Here is a 13,032-nt window from a genome sequence, read left to right as displayed (position 1 = left end):
GGCGTACACCTGTAGGAGCTGCCGAAGGCTGCGATCTTTTGATTTTGGCCCAGAATGCAAAACGCCAACCCGAAGGTTGGCGTTCTATTCAACTCAAGCGAGATTTAGCGCGGCACGACAGGCTTACGGGTCGGCTTCGGCCCCTTGCCCTTGGCCGCATCCTTGCGCTCCTTGGCCGCCTGCTGGTTGCGGGCGAACGCCGCAGCCTTGGCTTGTTCACGCTTGTCCCACGGGTTGCCGCCATCGCTGGCGCGTGGTGGCAGACCGGTGTGCTGGGTCAGGATCTTGGTGGTCTTTTCCCCCGCAACCTTGTGGCTGCCGGCCGGCGTCGAGTTCTTGCGACGGGCGCTCTGGTAGCTGTCGGTGGACGGCTGGTGCAGCGGGATCAACTGGTTCTTGCCCGGCCCGATCAGATCGGCGCGGCCCATGCGGGTCAGCGCTTCACGCAGCATCGGCCAGCCTTTCGGGTCGTGATAACGCAAGAACGCCTTGTGCAGACGACGCTGCTCTTCGCTCTTGACGATGGTGACCGCGTCAGACTTGTAAGTGACCTTGCGCAGCGGGTTCTTGCCCGAGTGGTACATCGCGGTGGCGGTGGCCATCGGCGACGGGTAGAACGCCTGCACCTGGTCGGCACGGAAACCGTTGCCCTTGAGCCACAGCGCCAGGTTCATCATGTCTTCATCGGTGGTGCCCGGGTGGGCGGCGATGAAGTACGGAATCAGGTACTGCTCTTTGCCCGCTTCCTTGGAGTACTTCTCGAACATGCGCTTGAACTTGTCATAGCTGCCGATGCCCGGTTTCATCATCTGGTTGAGCGGACCTTCCTCGGTATGTTCCGGGGCGATCTTCAGGTAACCACCGACGTGGTGGGTCACCAGCTCTTTTACGTACTCCGGCGACTCGACCGCGAGGTCATAACGCAGGCCGGAAGCGATCAGGATCTTCTTCACACCTGGCAACTCACGGGCGCTGCGGTACAACTGGATCAGCGCCGAGTGGTCGGTGTTCAGGTTCGGGCAGATGCCGGGGAACACGCACGACGGCTTGCGGCACGCGGATTCGATTTCCGGGCTCTTGCACGCGATGCGGTACATGTTCGCGGTCGGGCCGCCGAGGTCGGAGATCACGCCAGTAAAGCCCGGGACCTTGTCGCGAATCTCTTCGATTTCGCGAATGATCGATTCATGGGAACGGTTCTGGATGATCCGGCCTTCGTGCTCGGTGATCGAGCAGAAGGTGCAGCCGCCAAAGCAGCCACGCATGATGTTCACCGAGAAACGGATCATGTCGTAGGCCGGGATCTTCTCCTTGCCGTACGCCGGGTGCGGAATGCGCGCGTATGGCATGCCGAACACGTAGTCCATTTCTTCAGTAGTCATCGGAATCGGTGGCGGGTTGAACCAGACATCGACTTCGCCGTGCTTCTGGACCAAGGCGCGGGCGTTGCCCGGGTTGGTTTCCAGGTGCAGCACGCGGTTGGCGTGAGCGTAGAGAACGGCGTCGCCACGGACTTTCTCAACCGACGGCAGGCGAATCACGGTCTTGTCGCGGGTCATCTTCGGGCTGGCCAGGATCTGTACGACCTTGGCTTCCTGCGGATCTTCAACCGGACCTTTTTCCTGCTCGATGGCGCAGGCCTGGGTGTCCTGGGTGTTGACGTACGGGTTGATGATCTTGTCGATCTTGCCCGGACGGTCGATGCGCGTGGAGTCGACTTCGTACCAGTCTTTTGGCGTATCACGACGGATGAACGCGGTGCCGCGCACGTCAGTGATGTCTTCGATCTTGTGACCGTAGGACAGACGCTGGGCGACTTCGACGATCGCTCGTTCGGCGTTGCCGTAGAGCAGAATGTCGGCGCAGGCGTCGATCAGGATCGAGTTACGCACCCGGTCCTGCCAGTAATCGTAGTGGGCAATGCGGCGCAGGGACGCTTCGATGCCACCCAGCACGATTGGCACGTGGTTGTAAGCTTCCTTGCAGCGCTGGCTGTAGACCAGGCTTGCGCGGTCCGGACGCTTACCGGCCATGCCACCCGGCGTGTAGGCGTCGTCGGAACGGATTTTCTTGTCGGCGGTGTAGCGGTTGATCATCGAGTCCATATTGCCGGCCGCGACACCGAAGAACAGGTTCGGCTCGCCGAGCTTCATGAAATCGTCTTTGGACTGCCAGTTCGGCTGGGCAATGATCCCGACGCGGAAGCCCTGGGACTCCAGCAGCCGGCCGATGATCGCCATGCCGAACGACGGGTGATCGACGTACGCATCACCGGTGACGATGATGATGTCGCAGGAATCCCAGCCGAGCTGATCCATCTCCTCCCTGCTCATCGGCAGGAATGGCGCTGGCCCGAAACATTCGGCCCAGTACTTTGGATAGTCAAATAACGGCTTGGCTGCTTGCATGTCGATAACCGGTGTTGGCTTTCATTGAATTTCGCGGGCGCGGAATATAGCACAAATTTTGACCAATTCCGACGGCTGTGGTCGGAAATTGGTGGCGACCCTATCGCTGGCAAGCCAGCTCCCACAGTGATTTATGGTGTACCTGCTATTTTGGTACCACAGAACCCTGTGGGAGCGGGCTTGCCCGCGATGAGGCCCTTTCAGACGCTACAAATTACTCGTCATCATCAAAGTTGTAGCTACCCGGCGCCAGGTTCTCGAAGCGGGTGTACTTGCCGATGAACGCCAGGCGGATAAAGCCGATCGGCCCGTTCCGCTGCTTGCCGATGATGATTTCGGCAATGCCCTTGTGCTCGGTTTCCGGGTGATACACCTCGTCGCGGTAAACGAACATGATCACGTCGGCGTCCTGCTCGATCGCTCCGGATTCCCGGAGGTCGGAGTTGATCGGCCGTTTGTTCGGCCGCTGCTCGAGGGAGCGGTTGAGCTGGGACAGCGCCACCACCGGGCAGTTGAACTCCTTGGCCAAGGCTTTCAAGGAACGCGAGATTTCAGAAATCTCGTTGGTTCGGTTGTCGCCGCCGGAACCTGGAATCTGCATCAACTGAAGGTAGTCGATCATGATCAGGCCGATCTCACCGTGCTCACGCGCCAGACGCCGGGTACGCGCTCTCATTTCCGACGGGCTGATACCGGCGGTGTCGTCGATGAACAGTTTGCGGTCATTGAGCAGGTTCACCGCCGAGGTCAGGCGCGGCCAGTCGTCATCTTCCAACTGACCGGAACGCACCTTGGTCTGGTCGATCCGACCGAGGGACGACAGCATACGCATGATCAGCGATTCGCCTGGCATCTCGAGGGAATACACCAGAACAGCCTTGTCGCTGCGCAGTACGGCGTTTTCCACGAGGTTCATCGCGAAGGTGGTTTTACCCATCGACGGACGACCGGCGACGATGATCAAGTCAGCCGGCTGCAGGCCGCTGGTCTTTTCATCAAGGTCGGTGTAACCAGTGGACAAGCCGGTAATGGCGTTGTCAGTGTTGAACAGCGTGTCGATGCGATCGATGGCCTTGGTCAGCAAATCGTTCACACCCACCGGGCCACCGGTTTTCGGCCGGGCCTCGGCAATCGCGAAGATCTGGCGTTCCGCTTCGTCGAGGATCTCCTCGGCGGTGCGACCTTCCGGGTTGAAGGCGCTGTCGGCGATCTCGGTGCTGATGCCGATCAGTTGGCGCAACGTCGCGCGCTGACGGACGATCTGTGCATAAGCCTTGATGTTGGCGACGGACGGTGTGTTTTTCGCCAGCTCACCAAGGTAACCGAGGCCACCCACCTGCGACGTCTGTCCTTCCTTGTCCAGTTGCTCGGCAAGGGTCACGACGTCAATCGGGGAGTTGTGATCGGCCAGTTTGGCGATCGCACGGAAAATCAGACGGTGGTCATGTCGGTAGAAATCGCCGTCGGAGACTTGGTCGAGCACGCGTTCCCAGGCGTTGTTGTCCAGCATCAGACCACCGAGTACAGCCTGTTCGGCTTCGATGGAATGCGGCGGCACCTTCAGCGCGGCGGTTTGCAGGTCGTATTGCTCAGGAGCGGAGATTTCGTTCATGGCCACTTGGAATCAGATGTAAAAACGGGGATGCCAGAAAGACAAAGGGCACGACCTGTAAACAGGATCGTGCCCGATGTTACCGGCAAGCACCCGAGGGTGCCAGCCGACAAGTGCTGCTTAAGCTGCTACCACGACAACGCGTACGGTGGCTTCAACTTCGGCGTGCAGGTGCACGGCTACGTCGAATTCGCCTACGTTGCGGATGGTGCCGTTCGGCAGACGAACTTCGCTCTTCTGCACTTCAACGCCGGAGGCGGTCAGTGCGTCAGCGATGTCGTGAGTACCGATCGAACCGAACAGCTTGCCTTCGTCACCAGCGGTGGCAGTGATAGTCACTTCCAGCTCAGCCAGTTGGGCGGCACGGCTTTCAGCCGATGCTTTACGGTCTGCTGCAGCTTTTTCCAGCTCAGCGCGACGCTCTTCGAACGCAGCCAGGTTGGCTGGGGTCGCAGCGGTAGCTTTGCCGTAAGGCAGCAGGTAGTTACGACCGTAACCAGCCTTAACGTTCACTTTGTCACCCAGGTTGCCCAGGTTGGTGACTTTTTCCAGAAGGATCAGTTGCATGTGAAAATCCTCTTAACTTTTAACCTTCACCGTTCGCGTTATCGGTGTCTTTCGGCACCAGACGACCGCGAAAATCAATCAGGCTGTCGACGATGGCCAAGACCACCAGCAACGGATAGATCAGCTGCATGAACAGCAACAGCGTCACGTACAACCCCACCAGCCAGAATCTGCCCAGTCGCTTTTGCGCCACTAGCCCGTGAATCAGGGCCAGCCCGGCGAAAACCAGCGGTACGCTGCACAACGGTACGAGCATGGACATCTGGGCACCGAAATTCGGTGTCACAACCATGCCCGCCAGCAGCAGCAACGCGGGACCCAGCGGGATTCGGATGGCGCGAAACTCGCGACCAAAACCGCCTGGGTTGTACAACAACGCCTGCCAGTAGCGCCCGACAATCAGGCTCAGCACACTGACGATCTGCAACAAGGCCGCAATCAGGCCGGTCAGGATCGGTGCAATCAGGGACGCGAAACGCGCTTGCTCGTCTACCGACATTTGTTGGTAGACCTCACCGAGTAGCGACGGCATCACCTTTATCAAGGCCTGCGCCAGCATCTCGATCTGGGGACCAAAAACCGTCCCCAGCACCACTGAAAACACCACTCCCATCGCTATGCTGACCAGCAGCACGCGGTTCCAGGACTCGCTTGCGCGCAAAACCAACGCAAGGCTCGCAGACCCCAGCAGCACCAGAAGTGCCCGTGGGTCGTCGGAGTAAAGCCACCAGATCAACGCCGGCAGCAGTCCCAGAGCAAGAACGCCCAGGGCGTCCTTCAATCCGCGCCGCAGGAGCACAAGGCATCCGGCGGCAGCACCCAACCAATACAACAACGGCAATGCCGCACATCCAGCCACTACCAGAGTGGCCTGCATACGGCCCCGCATGATGAACTCAGCTAAGGCACGCATACATTCAATCCTTTGCTACGTGTCGACTGCCCGGTCTCAGCGGCCGTGGCTGTCGGTGTAGGCCAGCAGGGCCAGGAAGCGGGCGCGCTTGATAGCGGTGGCCAGCTGACGCTGATAACGAGCTTTGGTACCGGTGATGCGGCTTGGAACAATTTTGCCGGTCTCGGATACGTAGGCTTTCAGAGTGTTGAGATCTTTGTAATCGATCTCTTTCACGTCTTCAGCGGTGAAGCGGCAGAATTTACGACGACGGAAGAAACGTGCCATTTGATAGGCTCCTTAAAAGGTCCGTGGATTACTCGTCAGCGTTATCGCTGTTGTCGCTGTCATCACTATCAGCGCTTTCAGCGCCTTCGTGCTCAGGACGGTCGCGACGCTCACGGCGCTCACTGCGGTTTTCTTCAGCCTTGAGCATCTCGGACTGGCCGGTAACGGCTTCGTCGCGACGGATGACCAGGTTACGGATCACTGCATCGTTGTAGCGGAAGTTGTCTTCCAGCTCGGCCAGGGCCTTGCCAGTGCACTCAACGTTCAGCATCACGTAGTGAGCCTTGTGAACATTGTTGATTGCGTAGGCCAGTTGACGACGGCCCCAATCTTCCAGACGGTGGATTTTGCCGCCGTCTTCTTCGATCAGCTTGGTGTAACGCTCAACCATGCCGCCGACTTGCTCGCTTTGATCCGGGTGGACCAAAAAGATGATTTCGTAATGACGCATGAATGCTCCTTACGGGTTGTAGCCTGCCGCTCAAAAGCGGTCAGACAAGGAGTGAATGACACTTATGGACTTGCGTGGGTAAGGCACATGAATGCCTGCCGTCACAGCAAGGGGCGCAATTGTAGAGAAGGGGCGAGGGAGGCGCAAGGTAATTGGTGAATATTTGAACAGTCACCATATGCCGAACACCTGTAGGCGCTGCCGAAGGCTGCGATCTTTTGATCTTGAAAAATCAAAGTCAAAAGATCGCAGCCTGCGGCAGCTCCTACGGGAGCCTGCGTGATTCAGGATTTCTTGGCAGCAGCCTTGGCTTTGACGCTACGCTGACGCTGCGCTTCGAACAGGCAAACACCCGTCGCCACCGAAACGTTGAGACTGCTGACGCTACCAGCCATCGGCAGGTTCACCAGATAGTCGCAATGCTCGCGGGTCAGGCGACGCATGCCTTTGCCTTCGGCACCCATGATCAGGATGGTCGGGCCGGTCAGGTCCTGGTCGTACAGGCTGACTTCAGCTTCACCCGCCGTACCAACCACCCACAAGCCGCGCTGCTGAAGTTTCTCCAGGGTGCGCGCCAGGTTGGTCACGGCCACCAGCGGAATCACTTCCGCAGCACCGCAGGCAATTTTTCGTACAACCGGCGTCAGCGTTGCCGACTTGTCCTTTGGCACGATCACGGCCAGTGCGCCCGCCGCATCGGCGGAACGCAGGCAGGCACCGAGGTTATGCGGGTCAGTCACACCGTCGAGCACCAGCAACAGCGGTGCGCCTTCGGTGCGATCCAGCAACTCGTCGAGCATCGCCTCGCCCCAAACCTGGCTTGGACTCACGTCCGCGACCACACCCTGGTGCACGCCTTCAACCCAGGCGTCCATTTCACGGCGCTCGGCCTGGCCGACCTGGACCCGGTTTTCGTTGGCCAGCTCAATCAGCGTCTGGACCCGGGGATCATTGCGGCCTTCGGCCAGCCAGATCTGCTTGACGCGTTTCGGGTGGTGACGCAGCAACGCTTCTACAGCGTGTACGCCATAGATCTTTTCCAACTGACTCATGGCTTGGCCTTAGGTTTACGCGCCCCGCCGCTTTTGGCTGGGGCCGAGCCCGCTTTTGGCGGACCTTTACGATGTTTGCTCGGTTTGGCAGGTTTGCCGCCGACAGCCTTTTCAGGCGCCGACCGGCTGGTCTTTCCCGCAGACGCCGCTTTACCGCCGCTTTTCGCACCGGCGAGCAACGCCTGTTTCATTTCACGACTTTTGCGCACTTCAGCGTTTTTCGCTGCGGCATCGCTCGGGCGGTAGGCCTCGACAGCCTTTTCCTTGGCAGGACGACGACCGGTTTTCGCCGGGGCCGGCTCTGCTTCCGATTTTTTAGAGGACGCGGCAGGTGCTGCGGTTTCAGTGCCACGTTTCTTGCGACCGATCGGCGTGCTGATGGTTGTTTCGGCCATCTCGAAGTCGATCTTGCGCTCGTCGAGGTCGACGCGCATGACCCGCACTTCAACAGTGTCGCCAAGGCGGAAGCTGCGACCGGTACGCTCACCGGCCAGGCGGTGGTGTACAGGATCGAAGTGGTAATAATCGCCCGGCAGCGCGGTGACGTGCACCAGGCCTTCGACGTAGATGTCGGTCAGTTCGACGAACAGACCAAAACCAGTCACCGCGGCGATCACGCCCGGGAACGACTCGCCCACGCGATCCTTCATGAACTCGCACTTGAGCCAGTTCACCACGTCGCGGGTCGCTTCGTCGGCACGGCGCTCGCTCATCGAGCACTGCTCGCCGAGCTGCTCAAGCGCCGCTTCGTCGTACGGATAGATGCGCGCTTTCGGAATGGTCATCGCACCGGCACGACGGACGTGCGGCGTGTCCTGCTTCGAATGAATCACGCTGCGGATCGCCCGGTGCGTGAGCAAGTCCGGGTAGCGGCGGATCGGCGAAGTGAAGTGGGTGTACGCCTCGTAATTCAGGCCGAAGTGGCCCTGGTTATCAGCGCTGTACACCGCCTGACTCAACGAACGCAGCATGACGGTCTGGATCAGGTGGAAATCCGGGCGATCCTTGATACCGGCCAGCAATGCCTGGTAATCCTTCGGCGACGGACCGTCCTTGCCTTTGTGCAGGGACAGGCCGAGCTCGCCGAGGAACGCGCGCAGTTTTTCCAGACGCTCCGGTGGCGGACCATCGTGAACGCGGTAAAGCGCAGGGATTTCGTGCTTTTTCAGGAATTCGGCGGTGGCCACGTTGGCCGCCAGCATGCATTCCTCGATCAGCTTGTGGGCATCGTTGCGTATGGTTGGACGGATTTCGGCGATCTTGCGCTCGGAACCGAAGATGATCCGGGTTTCCTGCGTTTCGAAATCGATCGCGCCACGCACGTGACGGGCGGCCAGCAATACCTTGTACAGCGCATAAAGCTGCTTGAGGTGCGGCACGACGTCGGTGTATTCGCCACGCAGTTTGCGCGCTTCGGTAGCCTTCGGCGTTTCCAGCATCGCGCTGACCTTGTTGTAGGTCAGGCGGGCGTGGGAGTGAATCACCGCTTCGTAGAAGCAGTAGTCGGTCATTTCGCCGGATTTGGAGATGGTCATCTCGCAAACCATGGCCAGACGATCAACCTGCGGATTCAGCGAGCACAGGCCGTTGGACAACTGCTCAGGCAGCATCGGGATCACGCGCTCGGGGAAATACACCGAGTTGCCGCGAACCTGCGCCTCGGCGTCCAGTGCCGAACCGAGTTTCACGTAGCTGGATACGTCGGCAATCGCCACGTACAACTTCCAGCCACCGGAGAACAGGCGCAGCTTGCCCGGACGGGCCTCGCAGTAGACCGCGTCATCGAAGTCGCGGGCATCTTCACCGTCGATGGTGACGAACGGCAGATGACGCAGGTCGATGCGCTTCTCTTTGTCTTTCTCTTCGACTTCCGGCTTGAGCTTGCCGGCTTCCTTCAGTACGGCATCAGGCCAGACGTGAGGAATGTCGTAGGTGCGCAGGGCGACATCGATTTCCATGCCCGGCGCCATGTAGTTACCCACGACTTCAACCACGTCGCCTTGCGGCTGGAAGCGTGGCGTCGGCCAGTGGGTGATCTTCACTTCGACGAACTGACCGATCTGCGCATTGGCATTACGGCCCGGCGTCACCAACACTTCTTGCTGGATCTTCGGGTTGTCGGCAACGACGAAACCGATACCGCCCTCTTCGAAGTAACGACCGACGATGGTTTCGTGAGCACGGGACACCACTTCGACGATCATGCCTTCGCGGCGACCGCGACGGTCCAGACCGGAAACGCGGGCCAGGGCACGGTCACCGTCGAACACCAGACGCATTTGCGCCGGGCTCATGAACAGGTCATCACTGCCGTCATCCGGCACCAGGAAACCGAAACCGTCACGGTGACCGCTGATGCGACCCAGGATCAGGTCGAGCTTGTCCACCGGCGCATAAGTGCCGCGACGGGTATAGATGAGTTGAGCATCGCGCTCCATGGCGCGCAGACGGCGGCGCAGGGCTTCGATCTGGTCTTCTGTGGTCAGACCAAACTCTTCAACCAGCTGCTCGCGGTTAGCAGGCGAACCCCGATCAGCAAGATGCTGAAGGATCAGTTCGCGGCTAGGAATGGGGTTTTCATATTTTTCCGCTTCACGAGCGGCCTCGGGATCGAGGGACTGCCAATCGGCCATTAGAGAGTTTTCACCTTGTCTATATGCGGGTTAGTTTGGCATAGGCGTAATGAAACGGGAAATTTCAGGCTAAGACGACCCATCTAAAGCTCTGTATCGACACCGTAAAGCTGATTTGAAGACCTCTGGTGAAATTTTCCAGGTTTTTTTGACTCCGGGGGTTTACAGTTAAAAAGACGCTCCGTATAGTGCGCGCCATCGACGACGGAGACGTTGCCGATACTGCCCAGATGGTGAAATTGGTAGACACGCCAGCTTCAGGTGCTGGTGACCGCAAGGTCGTGGAAGTTCGAGTCTTCTTCTGGGCACCAATTCAAATCCAAGGTTACGACCTTGGATTTCACAGAAACCCGCGAAAGCGGGTTTTTGCGTTTCTGGCCCCTGGAAACCTTAGGGCAGTTTCCTACCAAACCCTGATCAAAGCCACAAGGCGCATTTGAGAAACAATATCGTTTATCATTGTTGCAAGTTTTTGCAATGCGACAGTGAGGAACCCTGCGAATGATGTTTCGAAATACCCTGCGCCGCGGCCTGACCATCACCCTGCTCGGCCTGGCACTCGCCACTCCCCTCACCCAGGCAGCGGATCAAGTTTCCCTGACCCTCTACAACGGCCAACACAAAGAAGTCGGCGACGCTGTCGCCAAAGCCTTCGAAGCCAAGACCGGCATCCACGTCAACGTACGCAAAGGCAGCAGCAACCAGCTCGCCAGCCAGGTCGTCGAAGAAGGCGATCGCTCCCCCGCCGACGTGATCTACACCGAAGAATCCCCACCCCTGAACAAACTCGGCGAGCAAGGCCTGCTGGCCAAGGCGGATGACGAAACCCTGGCAGTTTTGCCCAAGGAATACGTGGCCGGCAATGGTACCTGGATCGGCGTGACCGCCCGGGTGCGCGTCGTGGCGTTCAACCCCAAGCTGATCGACGAAAAAGACCTGCCGAAATCAGTGATGGAGTTCTCCGACCCGAAATGGCAGGGCAAGGTTGGTTTCGTACCGACCAGCGGCGCCTTCCAGGAACAGGCCGTCGCAATCATCAAGGTACACGGCATGGACGCGGCCGAAGAGTGGCTGACCGGCCTGCGCGCCTTCGGCAAGACCTACAGCAACAACATGGTCGCACTCAAAGCCGTTGAAAACGGCGAAGTCGCGACAGTCCTGGTGAACAACTACTACTGGTTCGCCCTGCAGCGTGAAAAGGGCCAGCTCGATTCGAAGCTGCACTACTTCACCGGCGGCGACGTCGGCGGGCTGATCACTGTTTCCAGCGCAGCGGTTCTGAAATCCAGCAAACATCCAAAAGAAGCCCAGCAATTGCTCGCCTACATGGCCAGCGAAGAAGGTCAGCGCGTGATCACCCAGACCACCGCTGAATACCCGCTGCATAAAGGCATGGAATCGGATCGCGGCCTCAAGCCATTCAGCGAGCTGGAAGCGCCGAAAGTCACGCCAGCCGACCTTGGCAACGCTGAAGAAGCCCTGGACCTGGAACGTGACGTTGGCCTGAACTGATGAGCGCTTCGCTACCCGTTCCGACCGGCGCTTACGTGCCTCGGCGCAAGCGGCCATCGATCTGGCTGCTGCTGCCGGTTCTGCTGCTGGTCGTACTCAGTTTGCTGCCGCTGGCCTATGTCGGACTCAAGGCCTGGCAAGCGGGTTGGGCCGAGGCGCTGCACTTGCTCTGGCGGCCTTACGTGTTCGGTTTGCTGCGCAATACCCTGGCGCTGATGGTCGGCGTGACGCTGGCCTGCGGCGTGATCGGGCTGTCGCTGGCGTGGCTGCTGGAACGCAGCAATCTGCCGGGGCGGCGCCTGTGGGGCGTGATCCTGTGCCTGCCGTTCGCTGTACCGGCGTTTGTCAGCAGCTTCACTTGGGTTTCGTTGAGCGCTCATTTTGAAGGGCTCGGCGGGGCGATTTTGGTGATGACGCTCTCCAAGTACCCGCTGATTTTCCTGCCAGTGGCAGCGACCTTGCGAAATATCGATCCATCTTTGGAGGAGTCCGCACGCACGCTGGGGCAAAATCGCTGGGGCGTGTTCTTCAAGGTCACCCTGCCCCTGCTCTGGCCATCGCTGCTCGCTGGTTCACTGCTGATCGCGCTGCACATGCTGGTGGAATTCGGCGCGCTGTCGATCATCGGCCTGCAAACCTTTACCACCGCAATCTATCAACAGTTCGAACTGGAATTCAGTAACGCCAACGCCGCGATGCTCTCGGCAGTGCTACTGGCGCTGTGCCTGATGCTGCTGTGGCTGGAACTGCGCGTTCGCGGCAAAGGTCGCCACGTGCGCACAGGCCAAGGCGCGGCGCGACGGGCGGAGCAGGTTCGCTTGGGACCATGGGCCATCGCAGGGCAGTTTTACTGCCTGCTGCTGGCAATCATCGGTAGCGGCATTCCACTGGGGATGCTGGCGTATTGGCTGGCCGTGGGTTCGTCTGCGGCATTTCCGGTGGCAGCCATCGGTGAGGCGCTGCTTTCATCCCTGGCGTTGTCGCTGGGTGGCGCGGCGTTGTGCCTTGTTCTGGCGGTGCCCGTCGGATTGTTAGTGGTGCGCTACAAGGGCCAACTGGCGATCTGGGCCGAACGCCTGCCCTATCTGCTGCATGCCCTGCCGGGGCTGGTGATTGCCCTGACACTCGTCTATTTTGCTTTGCATTATGTGCCCGCGCTGTACCAGACCTCGGCACTGCTGCTGATCGCTTATGCGTTACTGTTTCTGCCGCTGGCTCAGGCGCCGATTCGTACGGCACTGAACAAGGCTGCGCCGCAACTGGAGGAAGCCGCACGAACGCTGGGGGCTTCGTCGTTCACCGCGTTTTGCCGGATAACCCTGCCGATCATTTTCCCGGCGTTGGGTGCGGCGTTTGCGTTGGTGTTTCTGGATGCGATGAAGGAACTGACGGCGACGCTGCTGCTGAGTCCGACCGGACTCAACACATTGGCAACAGAAGTGTGGGCGCATACCGCGAATGTGGAGTTTGCGGCGGCGGCGCCTTATGCGGCGCTGTTGATATTAGTGTCGGGGTTGCCGGTCTATCTGCTGACGACGCGGATGTATTTGAGCCGCTGACAACGCAAAAGATCGCAGCCGTCGGCAGCTCCTACAGAGAAACGCACATTCCCCTGTA

At 59.4% G+C, this 13,032-nt stretch carries 10 protein-coding genes and 1 tRNA gene; 3 read left to right on the top strand and 8 right to left on the bottom strand.

From position 1 onward, the window contains the following. Window positions 1-104 precede the first annotated feature (104 nt). The 8 genes from ACW9JC_RS23895 to rnr form a co-directional block, all read right to left on the bottom strand. A complete protein-coding gene (locus tag ACW9JC_RS23895; protein ID WP_338584436.1) occupies window positions 105-2,408 on the bottom strand; it encodes a YgiQ family radical SAM protein in 2,304 nt (767 codons plus the stop codon). 214 nt (window positions 2,409-2,622) lie between these two features. Then, window positions 2,623-4,020, bottom strand: a complete 1,398-nt coding sequence (dnaB, locus tag ACW9JC_RS23890) for a replicative DNA helicase (RefSeq protein WP_338584435.1) — start codon at window positions 4,018-4,020, stop codon at window positions 2,623-2,625. Between the two features lie 120 nt (window positions 4,021-4,140). After that, complete coding sequence (gene rplI / locus ACW9JC_RS23885) at window positions 4,141-4,587, bottom strand: 50S ribosomal protein L9 (RefSeq protein WP_007973276.1); 447 nt, start codon at window positions 4,585-4,587, stop codon at window positions 4,141-4,143. A gap of 19 nt (window positions 4,588-4,606) precedes the next feature. Next, entirely contained in the window at window positions 4,607-5,500 is an 894-nt protein-coding gene (locus ACW9JC_RS23880; RefSeq protein ID WP_457458021.1) for a hypothetical protein, read from the bottom strand. A gap of 36 nt (window positions 5,501-5,536) precedes the next feature. Then, window positions 5,537-5,767 carry a 30S ribosomal protein S18 gene (gene rpsR, locus ACW9JC_RS23875; RefSeq protein ID WP_002551829.1) on the bottom strand — a complete coding sequence of 77 codons (231 nt, stop codon included), beginning with the start codon at window positions 5,765-5,767 and terminating at the stop codon, window positions 5,537-5,539. Between the two features lie 28 nt (window positions 5,768-5,795). Further along, entirely contained in the window at window positions 5,796-6,218 is a 423-nt protein-coding gene (rpsF, locus tag ACW9JC_RS23870) for a 30S ribosomal protein S6 (RefSeq protein WP_008048087.1), read from the bottom strand. A 284-nt stretch (window positions 6,219-6,502) separates the two neighbouring features. Next, complete coding sequence (gene rlmB / locus ACW9JC_RS23865) at window positions 6,503-7,270, bottom strand: 23S rRNA (guanosine(2251)-2'-O)-methyltransferase RlmB (protein WP_007995003.1); 768 nt, start codon at window positions 7,268-7,270, stop codon at window positions 6,503-6,505. Continuing rightward, window positions 7,267-9,903: a ribonuclease R gene (gene rnr, locus ACW9JC_RS23860; protein ID WP_457458019.1), complete on the bottom strand. Its 2,637-nt coding sequence runs from the start codon at window positions 9,901-9,903 to the stop codon at window positions 7,267-7,269. The genes rlmB and rnr overlap by 4 nt, the downstream gene beginning before the upstream one ends. A 224-nt stretch (window positions 9,904-10,127) precedes the next feature. Between rnr and ACW9JC_RS23855 the strand changes: the two genes are divergently transcribed. The 3 genes from ACW9JC_RS23855 (at window position 10,128) to ACW9JC_RS23845 (ending at window position 12,974) form a co-directional block, all read left to right on the top strand. Continuing rightward, window positions 10,128-10,214 (top strand) — tRNA-Leu (locus ACW9JC_RS23855). A 190-nt stretch (window positions 10,215-10,404) separates the two neighbouring features. Further along, entirely contained in the window at window positions 10,405-11,415 is a 1,011-nt protein-coding gene (locus ACW9JC_RS23850; RefSeq protein WP_457458017.1) for an extracellular solute-binding protein, read from the top strand. Beyond that, entirely contained in the window at window positions 11,415-12,974 is a 1,560-nt protein-coding gene (locus tag ACW9JC_RS23845; protein WP_457458015.1) for an ABC transporter permease, read from the top strand. Before ACW9JC_RS23850 ends, ACW9JC_RS23845 begins: the two co-directional genes overlap by 1 nt. The last annotated feature ends 58 nt before the right edge of the window (window positions 12,975-13,032 follow it).

This window comes from Pseudomonas sp. SDO5591_S426 (genome assembly GCF_054070755.1).
Note: the sequence above shows the minus strand (reverse complement) of the source record. Positions and strands in the feature narration are given on the sequence as shown.

Coding starts and splice junctions, on each gene's coding strand:
- ACW9JC_RS23880 (WP_457458021.1), bottom strand. CDS start 5,500: ATGCGTGCCTTAGCTGAGTTCATCATGCGGGGCCGTATGCAGGCCACT.
- ACW9JC_RS23895 (WP_338584436.1), bottom strand. CDS start 2,408: ATGCAAGCAGCCAAGCCGTTATTTGACTATCCAAAGTACTGGGCCGAA.
- ACW9JC_RS23845 (WP_457458015.1), top strand. CDS start 11,415: ATGAGCGCTTCGCTACCCGTTCCGACCGGCGCTTACGTGCCTCGGCGC.
- rplI (WP_007973276.1), bottom strand. CDS start 4,587: ATGCAACTGATCCTTCTGGAAAAAGTCACCAACCTGGGCAACCTGGGT.
- dnaB (WP_338584435.1), bottom strand. CDS start 4,020: ATGAACGAAATCTCCGCTCCTGAGCAATACGACCTGCAAACCGCCGCG.
- ACW9JC_RS23850 (WP_457458017.1), top strand. CDS start 10,405: ATGATGTTTCGAAATACCCTGCGCCGCGGCCTGACCATCACCCTGCTC.
- rnr (WP_457458019.1), bottom strand. CDS start 9,903: ATGGCCGATTGGCAGTCCCTCGATCCCGAGGCCGCTCGTGAAGCGGAA.
- rlmB (WP_007995003.1), bottom strand. CDS start 7,270: ATGAGTCAGTTGGAAAAGATCTATGGCGTACACGCTGTAGAAGCGTTG.
- rpsR (WP_002551829.1), bottom strand. CDS start 5,767: ATGGCACGTTTCTTCCGTCGTCGTAAATTCTGCCGCTTCACCGCTGAA.
- rpsF (WP_008048087.1), bottom strand. CDS start 6,218: ATGCGTCATTACGAAATCATCTTTTTGGTCCACCCGGATCAAAGCGAG.